Annotated in this window: 25 protein-coding genes; all 25 read right to left on the reverse strand. The window is 70.0% G+C overall.

Annotated features, from left to right (window positions below):
- Nucleotides 1-126 precede the first annotated feature (126 nt).
- Complete coding sequence (locus ABZT06_RS39020; protein WP_355752182.1) at nucleotides 127-1,068, reverse strand: DUF1643 domain-containing protein; 942 nt, start codon at nucleotides 1,066-1,068, stop codon at nucleotides 127-129.
- Nucleotides 1,069-1,421: 353 nt separating this feature from the next.
- Nucleotides 1,422-1,616 carry a hypothetical protein gene (locus ABZT06_RS39025; RefSeq protein ID WP_355752184.1) on the reverse strand — a complete coding sequence of 65 codons (195 nt, stop codon included), beginning with the start codon at nucleotides 1,614-1,616 and terminating at the stop codon, nucleotides 1,422-1,424.
- A gap of 602 nt (nucleotides 1,617-2,218) precedes the next feature.
- Nucleotides 2,219-3,487, reverse strand: coding sequence for a hypothetical protein (locus ABZT06_RS39030; protein WP_355752186.1), 1,269 nt, complete (start codon nucleotides 3,485-3,487; stop codon nucleotides 2,219-2,221).
- A 298-nt stretch (nucleotides 3,488-3,785) separates the two neighbouring features.
- The gene (locus ABZT06_RS39035; RefSeq protein ID WP_355752188.1) at nucleotides 3,786-4,673 is read right to left on the reverse strand and encodes a phage Gp37/Gp68 family protein; all 888 of its coding nucleotides are present in this window, start codon (nucleotides 4,671-4,673) and stop codon (nucleotides 3,786-3,788) included.
- Nucleotides 4,674-4,793: 120 nt separating this feature from the next.
- Complete coding sequence (locus ABZT06_RS39040) at nucleotides 4,794-5,585, reverse strand: NUDIX domain-containing protein (protein ID WP_355752190.1); 792 nt, start codon at nucleotides 5,583-5,585, stop codon at nucleotides 4,794-4,796.
- Between the two features lie 138 nt (nucleotides 5,586-5,723).
- Nucleotides 5,724-6,077, reverse strand: coding sequence for a hypothetical protein (locus ABZT06_RS39045; protein ID WP_355752192.1), 354 nt, complete (start codon nucleotides 6,075-6,077; stop codon nucleotides 5,724-5,726).
- 68 nt (nucleotides 6,078-6,145) lie between these two features.
- Entirely contained in the window at nucleotides 6,146-6,541 is a 396-nt protein-coding gene (locus ABZT06_RS39050) for a hypothetical protein (protein ID WP_355752194.1), read from the reverse strand.
- Nucleotides 6,528-6,689: a hypothetical protein gene (locus tag ABZT06_RS39055; protein WP_355752196.1), complete on the reverse strand. Its 162-nt coding sequence runs from the start codon at nucleotides 6,687-6,689 to the stop codon at nucleotides 6,528-6,530. Before ABZT06_RS39055 ends, ABZT06_RS39050 begins: the two co-directional genes overlap by 14 nt.
- A complete protein-coding gene (locus ABZT06_RS39060) occupies nucleotides 6,686-7,822 on the reverse strand; it encodes a GGDEF domain-containing protein (RefSeq protein WP_355752198.1) in 1,137 nt (378 codons plus the stop codon). Before ABZT06_RS39060 ends, ABZT06_RS39055 begins: the two co-directional genes overlap by 4 nt.
- The gene (locus tag ABZT06_RS39065) at nucleotides 7,819-8,076 is read right to left on the reverse strand and encodes a hypothetical protein (protein WP_355752200.1); all 258 of its coding nucleotides are present in this window, start codon (nucleotides 8,074-8,076) and stop codon (nucleotides 7,819-7,821) included. Before ABZT06_RS39065 ends, ABZT06_RS39060 begins: the two co-directional genes overlap by 4 nt.
- A 174-nt stretch (nucleotides 8,077-8,250) precedes the next feature.
- Complete coding sequence (locus ABZT06_RS39070) at nucleotides 8,251-8,700, reverse strand: hypothetical protein (protein WP_355752202.1); 450 nt, start codon at nucleotides 8,698-8,700, stop codon at nucleotides 8,251-8,253.
- Nucleotides 8,700-9,578, reverse strand: a complete 879-nt coding sequence (locus ABZT06_RS39075; RefSeq protein WP_355752204.1) for an AAA family ATPase — start codon at nucleotides 9,576-9,578, stop codon at nucleotides 8,700-8,702. The genes ABZT06_RS39070 and ABZT06_RS39075 overlap by 1 nt, the downstream gene beginning before the upstream one ends.
- Before the next feature lie 197 nt (nucleotides 9,579-9,775).
- The gene (locus tag ABZT06_RS39080) at nucleotides 9,776-10,378 is read right to left on the reverse strand and encodes a hypothetical protein (RefSeq protein ID WP_355752206.1); all 603 of its coding nucleotides are present in this window, start codon (nucleotides 10,376-10,378) and stop codon (nucleotides 9,776-9,778) included.
- A complete protein-coding gene (locus ABZT06_RS39085) occupies nucleotides 10,375-10,968 on the reverse strand; it encodes a hypothetical protein (protein ID WP_355752208.1) in 594 nt (197 codons plus the stop codon). The genes ABZT06_RS39080 and ABZT06_RS39085 overlap by 4 nt, the downstream gene beginning before the upstream one ends.
- Nucleotides 10,969-11,309: 341 nt before the next feature.
- Nucleotides 11,310-11,954 carry a hypothetical protein gene (locus ABZT06_RS39090; protein ID WP_355752210.1) on the reverse strand — a complete coding sequence of 215 codons (645 nt, stop codon included), beginning with the start codon at nucleotides 11,952-11,954 and terminating at the stop codon, nucleotides 11,310-11,312.
- A gap of 346 nt (nucleotides 11,955-12,300) precedes the next feature.
- Complete coding sequence (locus ABZT06_RS39095; RefSeq protein ID WP_355752212.1) at nucleotides 12,301-14,871, reverse strand: DNA translocase FtsK 4TM domain-containing protein; 2,571 nt, start codon at nucleotides 14,869-14,871, stop codon at nucleotides 12,301-12,303.
- Between the two features lie 110 nt (nucleotides 14,872-14,981).
- Nucleotides 14,982-15,638: a Pycsar system effector family protein gene (locus tag ABZT06_RS39100; RefSeq protein WP_355752214.1), complete on the reverse strand. Its 657-nt coding sequence runs from the start codon at nucleotides 15,636-15,638 to the stop codon at nucleotides 14,982-14,984.
- A gap of 96 nt (nucleotides 15,639-15,734) precedes the next feature.
- Complete coding sequence (locus ABZT06_RS39105) at nucleotides 15,735-16,088, reverse strand: hypothetical protein (protein WP_355752216.1); 354 nt, start codon at nucleotides 16,086-16,088, stop codon at nucleotides 15,735-15,737.
- Entirely contained in the window at nucleotides 16,085-16,435 is a 351-nt protein-coding gene (locus ABZT06_RS39110) for a hypothetical protein (RefSeq protein WP_355752218.1), read from the reverse strand. Before ABZT06_RS39110 ends, ABZT06_RS39105 begins: the two co-directional genes overlap by 4 nt.
- A 186-nt stretch (nucleotides 16,436-16,621) precedes the next feature.
- Nucleotides 16,622-17,302, reverse strand: coding sequence for a hypothetical protein (locus ABZT06_RS39115; protein ID WP_355752220.1), 681 nt, complete (start codon nucleotides 17,300-17,302; stop codon nucleotides 16,622-16,624).
- A 210-nt stretch (nucleotides 17,303-17,512) separates the two neighbouring features.
- On the reverse strand, nucleotides 17,513-18,034 hold the full coding sequence (locus tag ABZT06_RS39120) for a hypothetical protein (RefSeq protein WP_355752222.1): 522 nt from the start codon (nucleotides 18,032-18,034) through the stop codon (nucleotides 17,513-17,515).
- A 91-nt stretch (nucleotides 18,035-18,125) separates the two neighbouring features.
- Entirely contained in the window at nucleotides 18,126-18,359 is a 234-nt protein-coding gene (locus ABZT06_RS39125) for a hypothetical protein (protein WP_355752224.1), read from the reverse strand.
- Nucleotides 18,360-18,392: 33 nt separating this feature from the next.
- The gene (locus tag ABZT06_RS39130; protein ID WP_355752226.1) at nucleotides 18,393-20,957 is read right to left on the reverse strand and encodes a hypothetical protein; all 2,565 of its coding nucleotides are present in this window, start codon (nucleotides 20,955-20,957) and stop codon (nucleotides 18,393-18,395) included.
- An 86-nt stretch (nucleotides 20,958-21,043) separates the two neighbouring features.
- Nucleotides 21,044-21,436 carry a hypothetical protein gene (locus tag ABZT06_RS39135; protein ID WP_355752227.1) on the reverse strand — a complete coding sequence of 131 codons (393 nt, stop codon included), beginning with the start codon at nucleotides 21,434-21,436 and terminating at the stop codon, nucleotides 21,044-21,046.
- A 2-nt stretch (nucleotides 21,437-21,438) separates the two neighbouring features.
- Nucleotides 21,439-22,899 (reverse strand): hypothetical protein, encoded by a 1,461-nt coding sequence (locus ABZT06_RS39140; protein ID WP_355752228.1) that lies wholly within the window; start codon nucleotides 22,897-22,899, stop codon nucleotides 21,439-21,441.
- Between the last annotated feature and the right edge of the window lie 66 nt (nucleotides 22,900-22,965).

Consider the following 22,965-nt stretch of genomic DNA (forward strand, 5'->3'; position numbering starts at 1 on the left):
CGCCGTAAAGATCAGCCGTGAAACACGAAGAGCCCCGCACCCTGGAGGCTGTCCAGGGTGCGGGGCTCTTCGTGGCGCATGCCGGCCTGAGGGCGAGGGTTGGCGGGCAGGACGCGTGGTGGGCTCTCACTCGAAGCCGTCCACGCCGTTCATAGCGTCGTACGTTGCGCAGGCACCGCGCCAGATGGTGCTGGCCCGGTCGTACCCCTCTTGCGCGTTGAGTCGCGACCAGAGGTCGGGGAAGTCGTGCCCCATCACCCCGCTTTGTTCCTGTGCGTCCAGCATGCCGGCGATCTGGACGGGGTCCGTCGGGACGTACGGATCCTGGTAGGTGAGGTGCGGCCGGTACGGCTGAACGGTCACGGTAGAGCCGTCCACATGCTGGGTGTTGTGCATCTGGAGGCGCAGGCTGCAGGCGAACGAGAGCGCCTGGTGCGGGTACGCGAATGGACCCAGCCGAATGTCGGGAAGGCCGGGACGTGCGATGACTACGGCGAGCGTTGGGCTGCTCTCGTCATGCGGTGTCGTGACTGGGCCCAGCTCGCTCGGCGGCGTCCAATGGGCGGGCCTCAGGTTCTTGCTCAACCGGAGCGGATGGTGGGGCTGTCCCAGTCGGGTGACCGCGAGGGCGCCGAGTCGGCGCATGCGGGGCAGCGCGAGCACTGCGGCGATGCGGTCGGGGCGGGCGTGGGTGCCCCATCCACCGACGAGCGGGCCGCCGGAGTTCTCTGCGGCGGCGGCCGCGGCGTACAGGAAGTCATCGTTCTCGGGACCCACCGGATCGTCGACCGTTCGTAATTCGCTCGGCTTGGTCGCGCGCCAGGCGTACAGGTTGACGATGAGCAGGGCGCCGCATCCCCAGCTCCTGGCATAGCGGATGCAGTGACGGCTGGTGGGATCGTCGCTGGTCCCGTCAGCGGTACTGGGGTTCAGCAGCACGAACACGGCGGTGGGGCCGGTGTTCTCCCATTGCCGCGCCAGGAGATAGCGGTACTGGCCGCAATCCGAGATGACCGCGGATCGCCGTATCTCAGGGGCCGCGGTGGGGGTCTGTTCAAGGGATTCCATGGATGTCCGTTCGTACGGTGGCTGTTCGCGAAGGGTTCGTTGCCTGAGCGCGGCCGCTGTGCCGACGTCCCTGATGGGCGTCGAGGTTGGCGGGCGCAACGGGTTGAGGCGGGAGGGCGGAGTCGGCTGGCTCTGGTGGTCCGCCTGTCTGCATCACGGAGCGGGCGCCTCAGTGACCGGCCCGTGTTCTGCGATGAGGACACGCCACCGAATCCAGTTCGAGCCGGTGCATGTCCAGCGCGTTGGGCCGCGGGTCCAGAGGCGTCCCTCACGGTCCCGTACGGCGCGCACGCCGGCGGGGGCCTGGAACGAGCCTGGCCCGTCCGGCCGCCAGGTACGGGCTGCTGAGCTGGTCACGGGACGGGTGTAGTGGCTTCGTGCTGCGCCGCTCCTCCAGCGGACAACAACCGGTCGAGGGTGGGTTCGTCGACGCACAGGGCGTCGGCGATGTCACGTCGGGGCCAGTTCCGTGCGGCGTACTCGCGGGCCAGGGCCATCCAGGCGGCGGGGCGGTCGCCGGGTTCGATGTAGTCGGTGCTGTCGAGCATTGCCGCCTCCCTGAAGGCAGGTTGTCGGTGGGTACGGCCGTGGCCTTGTTCGGCCCGGGCTGTCTGCATGTGTGTGTCCTGTCCGTCTGCTCCCCCGGCGCGACGGCTCGGAAGTCTTTACGCCGTAAAGACGGAGGGGATCGGACTGGTCCACGAGTAGCGCGTAAGAAGAACCGGAGCGGGTGCCGATGCAGAAGGGGCAGAGAAGGGCGGGGCCCACAGCCGCTCCAGGGTTGAGTGGGCGAAGGCGGGGCGTTGCTGCTCGTGCCGCTCACACGGCTGGATTGGATGCGGCAAGCAGGTCGTGTCCGTACGCCTGCATCGACGCCATGCGGAGGTCACGGTCTGGGTTGGCCGGGGCGGTGAGCCAGAGGCGGCGCCAGGTCGGCAGCTGGCCTTCCATCGCGACCTGGTCGAGGCTGTCGTGGTCGTCGCGGTTGCCCGCGGGCCAGTGCTCGAAGAGAACCAGTGGGCCGGGGAAGCAGTCGGCGAGTTCCGTCCAGATCTGGCCCGTGCTGTTGGTCGTGGAGGCTCCGTCTCGGAACTAACGAAAGGCCCCTCAGTCGCCCGAGGGGGCGGTTGAGGGGCCTCATGGGTTCGCGTCAGTCGTCGCTCAGCTCGGTGTCGAAGTACTCCTCGGCTGCGAGGGTTCGCAGGAAGGAGCCGACGAGGCGGCGGGTGACCGCTCCGGGAGTCTCGTTGAGTTCGGCCCAGGTGGTCTCCGTGGCCTGTTCGTAGGTGTCCCGGTCGTAGCGGTTTCGCATCACGGAGGTCCCCCGGAAGTTCTGCGGGACGCTGGTGTAGGGGCCGCGGCCGCGGAGCCTGGTGACGCCCAGGGCGAGGGCCCAGTTGCCCATGTAGCCGGCGTCTGCTGCAGCCTGGCGCACGAGTGCGAGGAAGCGGCGGGTGTTGCCCACCACAGCGGGATCGTAGATGAAGTGGTCCTCGGTCTCCTCGTGGAGCCGCTCGGAGAGGCGGCTAGAGAAGAGCCGGAGGCCTCCGTCCTCGAAAACCTGCAGTTCGATCGCGTTTTCGTCGTGGTAGCTGCCCGGGTTCCTGGTGAAGATGCGGCCCTCGCCGAGGTTGTTGCTGGCCCGGGCCGCCCCTCCGCTGCGTCGGTAGCCATTGCCCGCATCGATGAGCTTCGGCCTGACCTCAAGGCCCTCCAGACGGGCGTTGATCTCGGAGGTGTAGGCCTTGTTGATGAACTCGGCGAGTTGCATGTTCCACTTCGGTCCCCCGGTGAGGTCCAGGAGCATGTCCCGCGGGGCAGCGAGAGGCTGGGCGACGAGGAACATGTGGGACTGCTTCCCGACGTCGTGCATCGGGTCGTTGTCGATCTCCTGCTTGAGCAGGGCGAGTGCATCCTGTTCAGCATTCCGGCGTCGTTCGTGAAGCCGGACGACTTCGGAGTCCAGGAGGATCCGCTTGGTCTTGTCGCCGCGCCCGAAGTAGCGCCCGTCGACCATGTGCGGGGCGAGCGGGCTGGCCGGGATGTGGATGACGAGGTATCCCTTGGCGGGATCAGCCTCCGACTTGATGGGGTCGGTGAGGATCACCAGGGGAGGGTCGGGGATGGAGTGGGCGACCTGCTCGACCTTCTCCGGCAGCCCCTGCAGGGGCTGCGGGGCGAGGCTGAAGGTGCTGTTCTGCTTGTCCTCTGCGAGCCCGACGATCATCGTGCCGCCGTCGATGGCGAAGGATGACAGGTCGCGCGCCAACTCCTTGTTGTCGCCCTTCGTGGCGAGCTGTTCCTTGGCGTCGAAGTAGTGCTTCTCCTCGATGAGACCGCCGGTGATCGCGGCCTGGAGGTCGGTCTCGGTCTTCGGGGTCCAGCGGGGGTTGCTCGGGGACAGGTAGATCGAGATCACGCGCGGATCCTCACTGTGCATTCAAACGGGCGTCCCCGACTCGGAACGCCCGCACCAAGGCTAGGACCATCGTCACAACCTGCGCATACCGATTTCCGTGCTTCCTTCGCTCCCGCCTCAGGGAGGGTCAGGGAGACGGTGGTTCGTCGACCTCACTGGGTCGGGCGGCGATCCGGCTGAAACTCGGCTGACGATGATCCGGCAGATCTCCGGGGTGGGTATCAACGGTGCCTCCGCAGGAGGTCACGTGAAGAGGGCGAAGGGCTGCGGTCTTTACGGCGTAAAGACCGCAGGGGAGTCAGGCTTCGGGCCCTGTCGCCCTGGCAGTGCTGAGAGGCGGTACGGCGTCGTGCAGTCGACCATCCAGGCGGCGTCCGGCCTTCTTCTTGCCGACGCGGACCATCTCGACACGATGGCCGAGCTCGTCCACCGGATCGCCCACCAGGGCGTGGCCGCGCTGGTTCCCGCCGATGGCGATACGGCCGGACGGTGCCCACTCTCCCCATTGCTTGAAGAAGTAGGCCGTGCCCGCCGCTTCGCACTGATCCCGGAGGACGCGGGCCCCGGCCGGGTTCATCGGTCGGGCCTTCGCACCGGATTCGCCGCCGACGATGACCCAGTGGATGCCTGCGCCGGTGGTGACGTCGGCCAGGTAGGGCTGCAGATCGATCTGCTCCACGAGTGGCTCGCAGGAGAGGAACCGGATGGGCGCGTTGATCTTGAGGAGGGCGGGGATTCGCTCTTCGGCGTAGCGCTGGTTTTCCACGCTGGCGCCGATCCACACGTGGTCCGGCCATGCATCGCCCCACGGTGCCATGGCGGCGATGTTCTCCGGCCGCTTCGTCAGAAGCTGCCAGCGTAGCCAGGGGGTCTGCTCGATGAGGTGCCAGAGCCTGGCGCGTGCTTCGGTGACCTGGGGGTGGTCCTCGAATACGTCGGCCATGGACGCGCAGAAGACGCGTGTGGGGGTGCCTGTCTGTTGCGCCGTCCGGTTCCACTTGAGGGGTGTGCGCCAGTATGCGTCGGAGAGCATCCGGCGCTCGCCACGGAGGTGGAACACGTCGTGCCCCCAGCGCCGGGCAGTGTCGGCCGCGTAGCAGTTTCGGCAGGCGGGTGAGATCCGTGAGCATCCCCACCAGGGGTTGAAGGTGGCGTCCGTCCATTCGATGCCAGTGTTGTCACCCATGGGGCTGTTCTCCTGCGCGGCTAGGGGCCTTGGTGGTCTCGGTGTTGAGGGTGTGCCTGAGGTAGGAGGGGCGTAGGCGGCCTCCGCGAGGCGCCATGTGGCGGGTTCGGTGGCCGGGGGCTATGACTGCTGGTTGAGATATTCGAGGGCGCGCTGCAGCAGCGGGCGGTGCGCGGCGTAGAGGGTGCGTCCGGCTGCGGCGACCGCTGCCTCGAGCTGGTCGAGGGAGCCGAACGGGAACCAGTTCACGTCCGCTGCGTCGTCACCGGCCGTTGCGGTGACCTGTCCAGGCAGCTGGAAGAGCGCGCTGGTGGACGCAACCCAGGCGTGGTCGGTCGTGCGCCAGTCGTCGACGACCTGGCGGCCGAGGATGGTGGGTTGCTGGTCGGTGAGGTCGATACCGGTTTCCTCGCGCAGCTCGCGCACCAGGGCGGCCGGGGCCGTCTCGCCCGGGTCGACCATGCCGCCCGGGATGGCCTCCACCCCGATGTCGTCGCGAGTGATCAGCAGCACCCATCGCTGCGCATTGGTCGTCCCGGCGACCACGATCGGGTCGGCGGCTTGGTTTTCGCCCCATCGGCCGAGGTGTCGGCCGGCGCGACCGGTGCGACCGTGCGGGTGCAGCGGCCTCCGCTGCTCATCGAGCTCGAAGTGCACCAGGGCGTCGGCCTGGCGCTGCTCCCAGTCGGGCACCATGTCCGGCGTGGCGTGCGGCTCGGCCCAGCCGGGCACGTGCCGGGTCAGCGCCAGTGGCCTCAGCTCGGGCGGCGTGATCGTCACCGGTGCGTATCCCGGCCAGCTCACCGACCAGCAGCGCCGATCCTCGGGCACGGTCACGCCGGGGTGATCGACCGGGGCGTAGCTGTCCGCGTCGAGGGCCACGACGTCATTGGTGCAGTGGTTCTTGTTCATGGTTCCTCCCGGTAGAGGGGTTCAGAAGCAGGCACTTGAGCCGATTGGCTCTGCGCCCGGTCATGCGGGCGGGATGGGGGGAGGGCATCCGGGGCGGCCGGGCTCGGAGGTCGACGGCCGCCCCGGGCCGACAGGGGGTTATGCGCGGGCGGGAGTGTTTCGGCGGCGGCGGCCTCCGTGCTGCGGGTGGAGGGTTCGCTCGGCGTCGGCGATCCGCTGCCGGGCCCGCTCTTGGGCGTCGAAGCGGGCCTCGAAGGGGGCGCACTGCGTGCAGGATGCCTCGTGGCGGGCCCAGTGACAGCCGAAGCCTTCGACCGTGCCGTGTGGAGCCGGAACGTTGTGCAGGGCGGCGAGGCGGTAGAGGTCGATGGGCGCGATCTCGGTGCGCAGCCGGATGTCGCCGGCGGAGAGGCCGTCGGCCATGAGGTCGAGGGCGAGGGCCTGGGCTGCGGTGAGGGCCGGCGGAGTGGCGGGGCCGGACGGTATAGCCATCAGGACGTCCTTCAGTCACAGGGGCGCGGGCAGGCCGCAGCGGGCCTGCCCACGCGGGGTACGGGGGTTCAGTGGGTGGTCGTTCCGCTGGTGGGGACGAGGCGCAGGGCCGGGCGCTGCGAGGGCGCGGGGGTGGCGAACGCCTCGTGCTCCGGGTCCTCGCGCTGGACGGTGAGCACGACCAGGTGCAGGGGCGTGGTCGGCTGGTCGGGCAGCGCGAGGTAGCCGGTGACCTTGAGTGGGGCTCCGGGCGAGAGCGCGGCGACCTCCGGTGCGCCGACGGGGTCGGACAGATAGCAGGGGAGGACGGCTTCGCGGACGTCGTGTTCCGGCGGGGTGAGCTCGTGGCCGTCGTGGCCGTCGTCGCCGTCGGGTGCGAGCAGGAGCCGGAATCGGGCTTCGTCTCCGTGGAGGACGGCGGGTTCGGCGAGCGCGCCGCTGAGGGTGAGCTCAGGAGTCTTCATCGGGGCGCTCCTTCTCCTGGGCGAGGGGGTCTTGGTCCTGGGCGCGCTTGTCGCCGACGGCTGCGGTGAGGGCGGCGCGTAAGGCGGCCGCGGTGAGCTGGTAGCCGGCGATCGGGTAGAGGGCGCAGGCGTACGCGATGTGGATCACGCGGGGCCTCCTGTCTCGCCGGAGGCAGCGGGGCGTTCGTAGGCGTGGATCAGGTCGCTGATCTCCGACGGGTCGTCGGTCACGCCGACCTCTTCGCCGCTCTCGTGCCACACGTGGGTGAGGCCGTCGGGGTCGTAGAGGGTCACGTAGGAGGCGTAGCGCTCGACGAACGGTGTGACCTCTTCGTCGGTGGGGTCGGTGAGAAGGGTGGGGTGGAGGACGTCGATCGCGTGGACGTCCAGCCACATGGCGCCGTCCGGGGTCTGGGGGAGGCGGAGGTGGCCGGAGACGCGGAGCAGGTCTCCCCGCTCGCGTTCGGTCAGGACGTAGGCGGCCAGGGCCGGGTTCTCCACGACGCAGGGCAGCACGGCCTCGTCGACGCGGTCCTCGTCGGCAGCCAGATGGATGCGGAAGCGGGCGGTGTCATCCCGTGTGCCGGGCAGCGTCTCCTCGTCGAGGAAGCCCTCCAGGACCACGGCGTCGTCCGCTGCGGCCATCGGCTTGCCTCCGTGCGTCGGCTGAAGGCTCGCTTCGGCGCCGGGGTCCGTGTTGGTGCTTCGGCGCGGGGCGCGATGGCCTTGCCCGCCTCGGGACTTCTTGACGGCGTACATGGCCTCGTCCGCGCGCTTCAGCGCGGTGGATGCGGACGGCTGCTCCAGGTCGGCGATCGCGACGATGCCGATGGAGGCGGTGACGGCGAGGGGGCCGTCGGGCCACGGCACGGGTTGTGCGAGCTCGTGCGCCAGGTCCGCGGTAAATACCTCCACATCGTGGTCGTTGAGGGTGATGGTGGCGACGAACTCGTCTCCGCCGAGGCGCGCGCACTCGGTGTGCGGTCCGCCGTGTTCGGCAGTGAACTGTTCCAGGCGTGCGCCGACGGCCCGCAGGACGGCGTCACCGGCGGGGTGGCCGAAGGTGTCGTTGACCGGCTTGAAGCCGTCCAGGTCGAGCATGAGCAGGTGGCTGGCCTGGCGGCGGCGGATCAGCTGGTCGGCGCGGCGCATCCACGGCTGCCTGGTCCACAGGCGGCTGACCGGGTCGCGGCGCGCGGCGCGCAGCTTACGGCCCAGGAGTCCGGCGGTCAGGGCCCAGCCCGCAGCGGGGAGAGTGACGGTGATGGCTTCGGCGATCACTCGGTCACCTCGTCCGAGTCGATGGCGCGGACGACGACGAACGCGTCGTCGGTGAGGGAGAAGTGGACGTGGGCGCCGTTCCCGAGGCGTATGGCGGCCATATTGGCGGCGGCGGCGGAGCGCGACTGGCCTCCGCCGTAGGAGTCGAGGCGCCGGGCTCGGCGGCCGCCGCACGTCTTGCACCCGGGCGCGCTGGAGGTGACAGCGACCTGTCCGGGGTGGGTGGTTGCGGTGTTGGTGTGCGCTGTGGTCATCTCGTGTGACCTCCTTCGTTGGGGGAGCGGGGCGCGCCCAAGTGCTTGCAGGCCAGAGGGTGCGCCCCGCGCATGTGCCGTTCAGGGGTGGCCAGTTGGTGTCCGGTGCGGCGCGGCGGATGCATCTCGCCGGTCCGGGTGCCGTCTCGTCTTTACGGCGTAAAGACGAGAGGTTCAGATGGCGGCGGCCGCTGCCAGGAAGGCGTGGTCGGTGGCGACACCGCGATCGTGTCGGGCGTCCTTCTCGGCCGAGCTGACCGTCGCCAGGTCCTCGCCGCGCGGTTTCACGGCGTACGTCGCAGCGATGGCCTTCCCGGCCAGCCGCAGTAGGGCTGTGTCGCGGGTCAGGACGCGCAGCTCGTACAGGGCGAGCGTCATGTCGCTGCGGGAACTGTCGCTGACGCAGTTCGCGGACGACATCTCCGCGGGGCTCGGGTTCTCGTGCCGGGCGAGCTCCCAGCGGGCGTAGAGGTTCCCGCGGTGCACGGCGAGCCGGTGCGCGAACCGGGCCGCCGTGGTGCGCAATTTGTCCTTGCGGGCGGTGTGCCACGGGATGAGGACGGGGAGGACCGAGCCGAGCAGAGCGCCCATCAGCCCGATGCGAGCAGCCAGTACGACGACCATCACCGCTCCCGGTCGGCTCCGGCCAGGCCGTGGCTGTGGCGGCCGTCGCACCACGGCTCGTCGGGCGTGCCGCCGAGGTAGACGCTCTGCAAGTCCGCCGCATGGCTGACCTTGACCCACAGCGGGCCCGGGCAGCCGTAGGTGCAGACCTCCCTGAGGCGAGCCTGCCAGTGGTGGTCGTACGGGTCACCGTCGTCCATCCAGCGCACCGTGATCTCGCGGTCGGCCACGGCGAAGGTGCCGGTGGCGAAGCCGCGTTCACACTCGTTGTGCCAGGCGAACACGGCGGCCAGGTCCTCGCCGAAGGTGCGCCGTACGTCGGCGAGCGGGTCGGGATCGGCGTTGGCCGCTCGGCGCAGCAGCAGGCCGAGCAGGTCGAGTTCGTCGGCGTAGGTCGCGTACTCGAAGCCCTCGTCGATCAGCTGCTCGGGGGTGGGGACGCCGGACGCCTGACGGGTGACGGCGTCGGGCGGCACCTGCTTGGCCTTCGTGCGCCTCTCCTGCCGGGCTAGGCATTCCTCCACCGGGACGCGGAAGACGATCGCGACGGTGGTCATCCCCCAGTGCCGGGCACGCCGGAGCAGGTAGGCGCGCACGTCGGGCTCACTGTTCGTGCTGTCCGCCAGGACAGGCAACTTTCGGGTGAGGCGGGCGTCCAGGAATTCACGGAACACGACACTCGCGATCGGAGTCGCGGTCTGGTCGCCAGGCGACCCGGTGGCCTGCCAGCGGAAGTTGTCCAGTTCGAGCCGCCAGGAGGCCGGGAACGCCCGTGCGACGCGGCTCTTGCCGCTGCCGGCGGCGCCGATCAGCGCGATCAGGAACGGGCCGTCGGGCAAGGAGAGCGGGGCGAGCACGAACTCTCTCTGGGAACGCACGCGGTCCTCCAAAAAGGGCGAGGGAGGCGCACGGAGGACGGGCGGCCGAAGCTGGCTGCACCTCGTGCGCAAAGTCAGGTGGCGGCAGTCGCCGAAGAGGACGCGGAGGTGGTCCGCGGTCCAGGGGGGGCCGTCCGGGTCTGGCCGGTCCTCCGCACCGCCCGATCCGGGATGGATCGGGGCGGCACGGGGAGCCGTCAGTTGCGGGGGACGCTGGTGTCGGTGGGAATGGGGCTGCGCAGCAGATCGACGCGGATGGCGGTGCGGGCGGTCTGCCCGGCCAGCCTGAGGAGCCTCTTCGCGTTGTCCGCGACGGGCTTGCGGTAGATGAGCCGGGCCGTGAACTGGCTGGATTGCCGGGCCAGTTCACCCGCCTGCACGGCGAGGTTTCCGAGTTGCTCCTCGGCGGCGTTCAGGTCGACGGGCTCTCGGCTGTCCGTGAGGGGCGGGATCGACTCGAATTGGTCGAGCAGGCTCCGCATCAGCTTCTTCATGGCGTGACCGGCCTCGGTGAGATCTGCGCACGACAGCCAGTGGTCGATGTCGCGGTGGCCTGCCAGGTCGACCGTGAACACGGCGGTCGGGGCCACCCAGTCCCAGTCGACCCAGGCTTGCAGGACGATGCGGTTCGCTGCCGGATCGGGGGTGGCGCACATGGCGCGGCCGGTCTGGGTGCGCAGCACTGCGCTGCATCCGTCGGCATCCCGCTCGGGTATCCAGGCTTCCCCGAAGCGCAGGCGCAGCAGGGAGGCGAGGCGTTCAACCGGATCGGGAGCGAGGCTGAGATCGAGGTCCTTCATCGGCGGCCGCCCTTGCGAGTGGCGAGCCACGTGGTGACCGCGGCGGCGCCGACGCCGATGACCCGGTGGAGCGCGGCATCGAGTTCGATCCACGCGGTGCCGGGCCCGTTGATCTCCTTCTTCGGGGTGCCGTCCTGGTCCAGGCGGACGGCCTGGCAGTGCTCGATGTAGCCGGTCTTGCCCGCCTTCTTCGCGAGCCACAGGAAGAGGGCGCCGCGGTCGATCGCGGCGTGGGTGACTCCGTTGATGGCGGCCCCGGCCAGAAGGGCGGAGGCCGAGACGCGATAGCCGAACGCCCGGGTGAGGGCGGCGGCCGCGCCGGTCTGGATCGCGGTGTACGTCGCGACGTGCAGCGCGACGGCGCGGCGGCCCCGTGCGGTGGCGGTCATGGTCGGCTCGTCCGCCCGGCCCGCGTCCTCGGCTTCGACGGGGCAGCCGTCGCGGTAGACGAGCTGGGGGCCGTAGAGGCGTTTACAGCAGGCGCTTTCACTTCTCTGCGCCCAGTGGTCGCAGAAGGGGTGCATCTCGCCGAAGGCGGCGAGGAGGCTACCGAAGAGCGCCAGGCGCTCAATGGCGCAGGTTTCGGGCATGGTCGGGTGTGCTCCTCAACTCATGGAGCTGGTACAGGGGTTGTGGGACCGGACCGAGGTCGTACCGCAGGTGGCTGCTGGCCACGTTGGGGCGCGGCGGATCAGTTGACGGCTGGCAGGGCCGGTCGGGGCAGACGAACCCAGTGCGCGGACTGTGGGTCAGTGGTCTCGTGGCGGCCGCGTGCGAGGGGTTCACGGATCAACTCCGGGGTCGGAGCGGTTCTTTACGCCGTAAAGAGTCCCGGTGCCGCAGCTGTGTGCGCTGGGGACGATCCGCCCTACCGGGCCTCCGCACCGCCCCGGCCTGCGAGAGGCCGAGACAGCACAGGGGGCCGGCAGGCTCAGACCGCGACCGGCGTGTCCTTCAGCTCGCGGCTGACGTGCTGCTCCAGCAGGTCGCGCACCTGCTCCAGGGACGTGACGGGGACCGGCACCGCCCCGGTCGCGGGGGCGACGAAGGAGTACTGGTGGATGGGGTGCTTTCCGCTCTCGTCCTTCTCGTAGTACACGTACGCGCCGTCAGCGAGACGGAACATGGCGCTCGTGCCGTCGACGCCCATCCACAGGTTCTCGTTATCCAGCAGGGCGTGAGCGGGGTCGACCTTCCCGGAGTAGAAGGCGGCCTGGTTGGCGGCACCGGCCCGGGCGCCCTCGGTCAGGAGGTCGATGACGTCCTGGGTGTTGCTGGGCAGTGCGTCCTCCGGCTCCTCCAGGTTCCGCTCGGAGGCCGTGGAGGACTTGGCGCGGGTGAGTGCGCGCACCGACGCCCTGAAGGAGTCGAGGATCTGCATGACGCCGGCGGCGAGGCCGAGACCGAGACCGCCTCCGAGCGCCCCGGCCCAGCCACTGGGCACGCCCGGCGCGTTGGAGCCCACCCAGCCTCCGGTGCACGCGGCGGCTGCCAAGAGGACGAACTCGAGGCCCGCCACGGCGATCGCTCCGATGTGGGCGGCAGCTGCCGAGGCAACTCGTTTGTTCCTGGACATGAGGATCTGCTCCTTATGGAGTCGGGAGTGGGTTGGAAACACGGGTAGGCCACCTGATCTGGGATCTGGCGGCCGCTGAGAGGTGTTGCGGTACGGAGCCCGGACGCCAGTTGATCCGGCGACGGGATGCGAAGACGAGTAGGGGCCCATGGAGGTACCGCACCCTGGGCCCCCGACCACGCGGGCGACCATCAGCCCCGACCACCGGTCACGATGAGGCAACGCGTTGCCTGTGCTACCGCGGTCAGGTCCATGGTCGGGCCGACCACGGCGGTCGACGGGTCAGTCCGCTGATGCCCGGCCCAGGGCGTCCGCGCAGGCGCGGGGTCCTGGCGGCGGGAGCGGCTCATTTCAGCCGGTCTCCGCCAGCTGCGGTGTGAACTCGCGCCTGGAGGCTGTCGGTGGCCGTGCCGGCGCCTTGCGCACTGGCGGGTTCGGGACGGAGCAATGCCAACACCCCGTCCAACTCGTCGGGTTTCACGAGGACGTCGCGCGCCTTGGAGCCCTCGCTGGGCCCGACGATGCCCCGGGACTCCATCAGGTCCATCAGCCGGCCCGCCTTCGCGAACCCGACCCGCAGCTTGCGCTGGAGCATGGAGGTCGAGCCGAACTGCGTGGAGACGACAAGTTCGGCCGCCTCGCACAGCAGGTCCAGGTCGTCGCCGATGTCCTCGTCGATCTCCTTCTTCGGCTTGGTGCCCACGACGTCGTCCCGGAAGTCGGGTGCCATCTTGTCCTTGCAGTGCTCGACGACGGCCGCGATCTCGTCCTCGGTCACGAAGGCGCCCTGCATACGGGCAGGCGTGTTCGCCCCCATCGGCAGGTACAGGCCGTCGCCCTTGCCGATCAGCTTCTCGGCGCCGGGCTGGTCGAGGATGACCCGCGAGTCGGTGAGGGAGGCGGTGGCGAAGGCGAGCCTGGAGGGCACGTTCGCCTTGATCAGACCGGTCACAACGTCCACCGACGGCCGCTGGGTGGCGAGCACCAGGTGGATGCCGGCCGCGCGCGCGAGCTGCGTGATGCGCACGATCGCGTCCTCGACGTCCCGCGGGGCGACCATCATCAGGTCGGCGAGCTCGTCGACGATCACGAGCAGGTACGGGTACGGCTGGAGTTCCCGCTCGCTGCCCGTCGGCGCCTTCACCTTGCCGCTTCGAACGGCTGCGTTGAAGTCGTCGATGTGCCGGAAGCCGAACGCCGCGAGGTCGTCGTAGCGAAGGTCCATCTCCCGTACGACCCACTGGAGGGCCTCGGCGGCCCGCTTGGGGTTGGTGATGATCGGCGTGATCAGGTGCGGGATGCCCTCGTAGGCGGTCAGCTCGACCCGCTTGGGGTCGATCAGGACCATGCGTACGTCCTCGGGGGTCGCGCGGACCATGATGGAAGTGATCAAGCAGTTGATGCACGAGGACTTGCCGGACCCGGTGGCTCCGGCGACCAGGATGTGTGGCATCTTCGCCAGGTTGGCCATGACGTAGCCGCCCTCGACGTCCTTGCCGAGCGCGACCAGCAGCGGGTGATCGTCCTCGGCGGCGGCCGCGAGGCGCAGCACGTCCCCGAGGTTGACCATCTCCCGGTCGGTGTTGGGGATTTCGATGCCGACCGCGGACTTGCCGGGGATCGGGCTGATGATCCGCACGTCCGGACTGGCGACCGCGTAAGCGATGTTCTTCGTCAGCGCGGTGATCCGCTCGACCTTCACGGCGGGTCCGAGCTCGACCTCGTAGCGGGTCACCGTCGGCCCGCGGGTGAAGCCGGTGACGGCGACGTCGACCTTGAACTCGGTGAAGAGGTTCGTCAGCGAGGCGACCACGGCGTCGTTGACGGCGCTGCGCGCCTTGCCGGGGCCGCCGCGCGTGAGGAGGTCGAGCGCCGGCAGGGAGTAGGTCTTGTCGCCCGACAGTTGGAGTTGCTCCGTACGCGCGGGCAGGTCGCGCTCCTCGCCAGCGGGCGGCGTCTTGGTGAGGTCGGGGACGGCCCGGGGGGACGGCGCCACCCTGGTCGGTTGGGCGGCGGCGGGCGCTAACGTTGCGGCGGCCTTGAGGTTCCCGCGCTGTGGGAGTGCCGTCTGAACGCCGCCGGAGTCGTTGGCCTCTCCGGTGGACCCGCTGCGGCTGGATCGCGTGGGCACCGCCTCGCGCCTCTGCTCCGCAGGTCGCTCGTCGTTGCCGGGAACGTCGGCCGCTTGCCCCGGGACGACGCCGAGGTGCGCTCCGAGCGCCCGCAGCCGCTGCGGGATGGCGTTGACCGGGGTGGCCGTGACCACGAGCAGCCCGAAGACGATGAGCAGCACCAGCAGCGGTATGGCCAGCACGTCGCCCATGCTGTAGGTAAGAGGCGTTGCGGCGCCCCAGCCGATCAGGCCGCCGGCGTCCCGTATGGCCTGCATGCTTTCGCTGCGGGCCGGAGAGCCGCAGGCGATGTGGATCAGCCCGAGCAGGCCGATGACCAGGACGGACAGTCCGATGACGACACGGCCGTCGCCCTCGGGCTTCTCCTTGTGCCGGATGAAGCGCACGGCAATGGCCCCGAGCAGTACGGGCACCAGCAGGTCGAGGCGGCCGAAGAGACCGGTCACCAGGATCTCGACGAGCTCGCCGACCGGCCCTTTCAGATCGGCCCAGGTGCCCACGGCGGTGATCAGCGCGCCACCGAGCAGGAGCAGCGCGACGCCGTCCTTGCGGTGGGCCGGATCGAGGTTCCTGGCGCTGCGCCCCATACTGCGGAAGAGCCAGTACACGATCCTGGTGCTGGGCGCTGTCTTTGCCGCAGGCCTCTTGGCGGCGGGCCGCTTGGCTGGCGCCCGTTTCGCCGCGGCCCTCTTGGCGGGAGCCCTTTGTGCCGGGGCCCCTTTCGCGGCGGTCGTCTTGGCCGGTGACCTCTTCGCGGCCGGCTTCTTGGCGGGGGTCTTCTTCACGGCGGGCTCCAGGGAGGTTGGTCAGTCAGGCGGTACAGGGGCAGGTGGGTGACGAGGCGGGGTAGAGCAGTCGTCTTCCGGCGTCGTCACCTGGCCCGGGCCTTCTGCTGTCAGGCGAGCGCGGTCACGATGAGCGCGATGACCGCGATGACGATGAGGACGACAGCGGCCAGGGAGAGGCGGATGGCAAGCCCCAGACCCTGGAATTTGGGCAACGCGATCTGGGAGAGGACCCGGAGGCGGTCCGCGCGGCGGTCGTCGCTCATCTCGGCGCGGATCTGTTGGGTGTCGCACCTGGCCCAGTAGGGGAAGCTCGCGCGGTCCGCGCCGTGCAGCCGGGGCGTGACGACGAGCAGCAGGAGGACGGTGGAGACGGCCAGGACGAGGACCGCGAGTCCGCCCGTGACGAGGCACAGCAGGGGGACCTTGTCGGCCGAGCCCACCAGGCCCGCAATGACCGCGCCGTTGAAGGCAAGGAGGAACGAGGTCTTGTTGTCGGTGCGGCCGATCTCCGAGGCCACGGTGGCGAGCGCGTCGTTGAGGTTCTGGTCGACGAGCGAGTGCTGAGTGGGCGCCGGGGTCGGCAGGGGCAGTCCCAGGCTCAGGGCAAGCGCATAGCGGGCCGCGAAGTCGTGGGCCTGATCGTGGATGAACTCGGCGGCCTTGCGGAGACTGCCCCGCAGCGCCTGCAGCTCGTTCTCGGCGGCGCGCAGGGCGACGGACTGGGGTAACGGCGTGGTCACCGGGTCCTCGGAGCGGCTGGTCATCAGGACTCCTCAGGGGGTCGGAGTGTGAGCGGGGGGCGTTTGTGGTGGCATCGCGCGGCACCCTGTTGTGGGCTGATGCGACTGCTGTGGGGGCGTTCAGCGGATGCGGTGGGCTGGCGTGCAGCGGCGGCAGAGGAAGCGACACTTCTCGCTGAACGGGTCGGTGGTGCAGGTGCCGAGTTCGGTGAGTGCGCCGCACTCGGCGCAGGTCGGGCCGAGGAGTTTGCGGAGTTCCTCAAGGTGGTCAGCAAGGTTGGCGCGCTCGTCGGGGAGCAGTTCGGCGATGATCCGCTGGGCGGTTTCGCGGTTCCCGGTGCGTACGGCGGCCAGGGCCGCGTGCCCCGCGGCTTCCGGGGCGGTGAGCGCGGCGTCAAAGGCGTGGCCGGTTTCGTCCTGGGACGGGTCCGCGGCGGTGGCCGTGGAGAGCGTGGTGTCGGTGGCGACGGTCATACGTCGTCCCCGGCAGCGTCCGCGTGCTCCAGGACGAGGGTGGCGTAGGTGGAGTCGTCGCCCGCCACGAGGCGAACCGCCTTGGAGAGCTCGATCCACCCCCCGGCCCGTCCCAAGTGGTAGGGGCATGGCTGTTCCAACGCCTCGCAGGCGGGGCACAGTTCGGGGTCGGTGTGGTGCTTGGGCAGTCCGTCCTTGAGCTGCTGGAGGCGGTCGCGCAACTCCAGGTATTCGCGGATGAGCGCGTCGACAGCGTCGGCGGCGTCGCCGTCGACACCGGCGAGGATGCGCTGGCCGTCGCGTGCAGAGTCGAGCACGTACGACTCGTTGTTGGGGCCGATGAGCATGGTCGAGAAGTCCCTTCCGGACGGGATGTCCGGCCTCCCCTGCTCTTCGCCCGTGCCGGTCGTAGGCCGGGGCGGGCGACGGGGCGGCCGCATCGGGGTGATGAGGGGGCAGCGCGCGTTGGCTGTTCCGGCTCCCTGCCCGCCCCCGGCCCCGTGGGTGCGGGGGCGAGGGCGGGCAGGCAGACGTCAGTTCGGCGACGGCGGCAGGTACGGGAGGGGGTAGGGCAGGAACTGGGGCGGCTCGGTCCGCGGCATTCGGATCTCCGTGCGGACCTGAACGTCGGGAGGGGGCGGCGCTTCGTTGTGCACGTCAACGTGGACGAACGCGAGTGGCGGGAAACGCAGTCCGTGGAGCGCCAGGCTGGACAGCGCGGCCCATGCAAGGAGGCCGACCGCAGTTGCGACCGGGCGGCCGGGCCCGGGAGTTCCGATCAACACCATGATCACGGTGGCGGCACCCCACACCGTCCAGGTGAATCGGGCGGGGCCGTTGTGGAGGGCGCCGAGGACGAACGCAGCCAGTCCGAGGGCCTTCCAGATGCTGTAGGTGGCGCCAGCGGTGATGGGCAGCCCCTGCGTGTGGGCGACGAGGTAGCGGCGTACGGGGTCGTCGATGGTGGCGCACGCCGCGTCCAGGGTCGTGGCCAGGCCGGGCCTGCTGGGCAGGAACTGGCCCAGCAGCCAGGCTCCGAGGAGAGTGACGGCGGCGCAGAAGGCTACGTGGCGGACGGTTTCGTGCCGCCACAGTCGCGTCAGCTTCGTGCGGGCCTGGCCGGTCCGGTGGCTGATCCAGCCGCGGGCCCGGTGTAAGGAGGGCCACCGGAGCGTGTGCTCGTGGCCGTTCCCAGCAGCGGAGTTGGTGGTCATGGCGGGTTCGCCTCTCTTCACGAAGGCAGGACGGTGGACAGCACCGCGCCCCGCCAGCGAGGGAGCAGCCGACGGGGCGCGAGGGAGTAGGGCTGGTGGAGCGGTGTGGCTGTTCCGGCTCCCTGCCCGCCCCCGGGCCCCGCCGTGGGGTTCGGGAGTGGACAGGCAGACATCAGCGTGAGCACGTCGTGGGCGGGCGGCGTCCGACGGTCACTGCGTGCCGTCGGTGATCTGGTTGTTGGTCCGCCCGAACCCGCGGGTTTCGGTGTGCAGTTCGGTGTGCTGCACGTAGACGGTGCCGGTGTACTGGTTGACCGTCTGGTCAGGCAGCTCAGAGGCGACGTCCCGGAAGGCCCGCCCGATCATCCGGGCAGCGACGCCGATCGCGATGAACACTCCGGCGGCGCCGATCCCGCTGATGGCCATCGTGGCCGGGCTGACGCTGGACAGCTTCCACAGGACCAGGGAGATCGCGCCGCCGACCGGGAGCGACCCCCAGGAGTAGACGATCACGAGGACGGCGTGGTCAGTGGCCTTCTGGGACATGGGGGGCCGTCCGTGCTGGGCAAAGGGCACAGCGTTCCCCACAGTGGGTTGGGCCGGCGGGGGAACGATGTCCTTGTAGTGGGTCGCGGCGGGGGTGCTGCTGCTGTATCCCTCGGCGATCAGCCTGGCCGACTCGAAGTGCTCCTGAGCCGTCAACTCCCGCCCGTGCTCGGAGTAGTTGTGCATGGGTGTGCTCCTTGGTGTGAAGCCGAAGGCGTAGATAGACGCAGGAGGCGGCCCGCTATACGTGGCGGGCCGCCTCCCTGCCGGGCTCTTGTTACTTGGCAGAGACGTTGTTGACGGTCTCGCTGAAACCGGCCGCCCCGTTGCCGAACATGTCCTGGATCTTGTCGACGGTTTCCGTGCCAGCGGGCGTCATCATCAGGAGGATCCAGAACACCGAGACGACGGCGACTTCCCGCTTGCGGAAGCTGCTGTCCTTCTTCATCCAGATGCCGATGCCGATGGCGACGAGCAGGGCGAGGCCGGATGCGGTGAGAGAGAACACCATGGTTGGGCTCCAACTTCTTTGATGGGGATGGGGTCAGGCGTCGAGGCGCTCGAGGGTGTGCCAGTCACGGTCGATCTGGGTGAGCTTGCCGAGCCGCTCCAGACGCTTTGTGGCGTTGGCGACGTTGGGCGGCTTCAGATCCGTGACCTTGGCGATCTCGCCGTTGCGGCGGGCCCCGCGGTCGACGGCGTGCCAGACGAGCTCGGATCGGCTGGGCGGCACCAGGTCGTCCAGGTCGTCGTCGTCCACGTCCGTGTCCACACCGGCCGGCATGGCCGGGGCGGGGGCGAGGTCGACGACGGTGGTGTTCTTGCCGCGCTCCTCCTGCTCCCGCTGGACCAGGTCGCGCAGGAACTCCTCCTCCTCACCGGCGTCCATGTGCCGGTACTCGTCCCGCCGCAGGTATGCGATGCCAGCGGGGCTCATGTCGGCGATGGCGTCGGCTTCGGAGGGGGTGAGGGTCGGCTGGGGCAGTTCGCGGGCGATGCGCACCGGGTTCGGGTGGAACATCGTGCGGGACTGGGTGTACTGGTCGGAGCCGTCGGCGATGTAGCCCAGGCCGCCGGTGCCGGCGCCGTTTGGGAAGGTCTCCGGGATCGGTTCCAGGCGGAACCTCGGTGTCCTGGATCCGAGCGACATCACGTCGACGTCCGCGCGTGCAGTCCGGAAGAGGGCGATGTTGCCGGACTGGAGCATGTCGCGGATGGCGTTGGCGTGCTTGTTGGTGCCGATGGAGTCGAGATTGGGGATCTGCACGTAGACCCGGGCTCCGATGCCAGCGGACCGTGTCTGGCGGCCGAGGTTGGACGCGGACGCCAGGAGCGGGTTGACGTGGTCCTTGACCGGGTCCATCACCATCTCGTTGAACTCGTCCCAGGTGACCTGCATCGGGGCGAACGGCTCGCCGGGGACGAAGAAGCTGCGGCCGTCCATGACGTAGCCGTCGGCGTCCTGCCACTGCATCTTCATTTGGGTCGAGAAGCGGAACTTGCCGACGTCGACGGCGGCCTGGCCCATGAGCATGGCGCCGTAGTGGCTCTTGACCATCCAGTCGAGCACGTGGGTCCAGGAGGCGAAGCCGGCGCCGTACTTGCCGTCGGCCAGCCACCCGACGATCCCATTGATCATCTGGGCGATCAGGAGGGTCTCTTCCAGCGAGCTCTTACCCGAGCCGGTGGTGCCGGAGGAGAAGGAGTGCACGGCGGACATGCCCTGATGGCCTGTGAGTCCGTATTTCCCTTCGTTGGGGATCATCAGGCGCCAGCGGGCGGGGTCGCCGTAGATGTCCTTGCCGACCGTGACGTAGCCCTGCTCGTCCATGACGAGCGCGTCCAGGTCGAGGGGGACACCGTCCTGCAGCGGGTTCGTGGACATCTCGTTGACCTCGATGCGGCGGGCGTCGATCACTCGCAGGTGGAGGTGGGAGACGGCGTCCTCTCCGTCCATGTCGAGGGCCTGGGCGATGGCGAGGGGCTGCACGTCGGCAACCGAGGAGCCCCGGCGCGGCATCAGCAGCTTGAAGCGGCGGCCGAACTCGGTCTCCTCTGCGTCGTACAGCTCACTGCCGTGGTAGGGGCTGTACTCCTCCCACACGGCCGCGAGGTCGTCCATGTCCAGCTCGGAGGTCCTGTTTTGCAGTTTGACGGTGAGCTTGGCGCGGGAGGCGGCCATGTCGTCGGGACGGTAGATGTTGACCGCCCGTGGCGGGACTTCGAACGCGATCGAGACGGAGTCCTGGCCGACGCCGAGGGCGGGCTTGGCGGTGGTGGAGACGATGATCGCGGTCAGCCGGTCCTCGTCCAGGTGGACGTCGGTGAGCTTGGACGCGGCCAGCGGGCCCTGGTCGCAGGCGATCCACTCGTTCCACCGGGCCAGGTACCAGTCGAGGCCGGCCGGGTCCCCGGCCGCCGCGGGCGTTCCCCGGTCAGGCAGGGACCACATCCGCGCGCCCCAGGTCGCCGCGGTGGAGGCGACGAGGAGGCGGGCCCACCAGGGAACGTCGATGTAGCTGCTGGCGGGTATCACCGCGAGGGGGCCGGCCCGCAGCGCCATCTCGGCCGGGGTGTAGCGGCGCCACCAGGCGCGCTCCCAGTTGGGAAGCCCCTTGGCCCAGATGGCGCGCAGTGCCGCGGACCGCTTGCGGTAGGCGTCGGCTTTCGCGGCGCGGACCAGGGCGGCACGGTTGTCGTGGTGGCGCCAGCCGTCGGCGATCCCGATGGTCGGCACGAGCATGCCGTCGGAGCCGACGGCCGGGCTGTAGGTGTGGTCGAGGTTCAGGCGGCGGCGCATCCGGCGGACTCGGCGCCGGTAGCCGCGCTGGCTGCTGCGGCTCATCCACTCCCACGGCTCGCCCTGTCCGGGCAGCCAGCGCCACGGGCCCGGGTTCATGCCGAGGGCGGCCCAGCCGGCGGCGACGCCGGTGGAACCGAGGGTGGTGAGCAGCAGCGGGTCACCGGACAGCCAGCCGGAGGCGATGCCAAGGCCGGAGCCGACGTACAGGCCGGGGTTGTGCATCCGGGCCATCTGCGCGCGCAGTCCGGTCAGCTCCTGGGGAGCGGTGTCTTCCGTCTCTTCCTGGGTGGGTGTGGTCGTGGCCATCCGGTTCTTCTCCGTTTTCAGCGAAGACGAAGGGCGGGACCGCATGGTGCGGTCCCGCCCTTCGAGGAGGGGGTGGTGTCTGGTGCCTAGCGGGGCTGGATGAAGCTCGCCTGGGCCATCTGCACGGTGTGGGTGCGGTTGGCGTCCCTCATCCGGCCGTGCTCCGCTTCGGTCGCCTCGGCCAGGCCTTGGGCGTTGGCCTGCAGGGAGTCGGCGCGGCCGACGATGCCGGCGACGTCGTTCGCCATGGCATTCGACAGCGTGAAGACCTCCATGTAGCCGGCGGTGGTCGGCTCATCGACGTCCAGCTTGCCCATCGCCTCGGACAGGTACCGGGCCGAGTCGGCTCGGTCCTTGTACCGCTTCTCCAGCCGCTCGACGGCCCGCTTGGTCATGGCGGCCCGCACCCCGTACGCCGTCGCCCTGGCCAGGATGGCCGCGACGGTGACGAACGAGCCAACAGCCTTGCCTACGCTCACGGTCAGGCTCCCTTCGTCTCGTAGACCTCGGTGTGTGCGGAGGTGTCCTCGGAGTCGACCGCGTCGCTGATGTACGCGTCGCGTTCGGCGACCTTCTCCATGTCCTTGGCGATGTTGTGGTAGACGCCCTGCCCGGCGATCAGCAGGGCCTTGGCCCTCACCACGGCGTCGTCCTGGGCGGCCGTGTTCGTCTTCAGGTCGGTGAGGTGGGAGCCCATTGCCTGGTAGTCCTCCCGGCAGCGGGTGACCCAGGCCTGGAGGGACTTGCCGAAGCCCGTCGCCTCCATCTCCGCGAGGAGCGTGTCGCCGCGGCCGACTTCCCGGTCGGCGCGGTCCTTGATCCGGTCGCAGACCTGCTGGTCCTCCTTGCACATCAGGGAGAGCTCGTCGCTCTCCTCCTCGACGGACTCGTACGTCACCTCTGCTGCCATACGCCCAACTCCTTCACCGGCGGCAGCCGGTTCACGGTCTCGGATCCGTCCCGACGCGGTGCCTTCGGGCGCCGTTGCCGGGCTTTCGGGTTCGGCTGCCGGGCTTTCGGGCCCGGCTGCCGAGTCTTCGGGTGCCGCCGCGGCGGCTTCCGGCTCGGCCGGGGCCGGCGCGGGTTCCGTTTCGGCTGCGCGGGAGGGCTCCTCGGAGCTCTTCGGGTCCGCGGTGTCCTTGGTTTCGGCGGCGGCGGGCTCGGGTTCGGCCGCCACGTCCGTGGTTTCGGGCCCGGCCGGAGCCGCTTCGGGACCTGGTGAGGCCTCCGGGGCGGGAGCCGCTGGCTCCTTGACCGGCGCCTCTGCGGCCTCATCTGGCGCCGTTTCAGGGCCTGTTGAGGCCTCCGGGGCACCTGGGGAGCCGTCGCCGCCTGCGGGAGGCTCTGCGACCCCCTCAGGCGGCTTCACGGCGCCTTCCGGCTTCGGGGGCTCGGTCGCCTCCTTGGGCCTCTCCAGTGAGACGCCCTTGCCGTCACCGCTGTCGGTGCCGGCCGTCGGCGGTGCCGCCGGCATCGGTGGCACGTCCGGCGGGTGGGAAGGCGGCAGCGGCACAAGCACCGGGGCCGGATCGTCATGGCCGGCGGCCTTGCGGCGCTTGCGGTACTCGCGCAGCGCGCCCCGGCCGGTGTCCTGGCCCCACGCCACGCCCCGCGCGGCCCACCTGCCGGCGCGGCGCCCCATCGGGGTGGCCACGCGCTCGACGCGGGTGTGTCCGCGGTAGCCCGAGCGGAACGCCTCCGGCAGCGAGAGCACCGGATCGCGCTCCGAGGCCGGCGGTTCCTTCCAGGGCGAGAGGCCCGCCTTGCGGTCGGCCGGCGCAGAGACCCCGTGCTTGTCGGCGATCTTCTGCACGGCCTTCTCGTGCCGCGTCCGTTCCCTCAGGATGTCCCGCTGCGCCGGGGACAGTCCGATCTTTGCCTGCTCGCTCTGCGCGCCCGCCGTGTACACGAGCCATGCGCACGCGAGAAGCAGCAATTCCATCGCTTTCCCCTCACGGTCTGCGACCGGGGGAGTGAACTCGAGCCCTCGTGCGCGTACGTACGCGTG

Origin of the sequence: Streptomyces sp. NPDC005483, from assembly GCF_040606035.1 — a bacterium.
Lineage (GTDB): Bacteria > Actinomycetota > Actinomycetes > Streptomycetales > Streptomycetaceae > Streptomyces.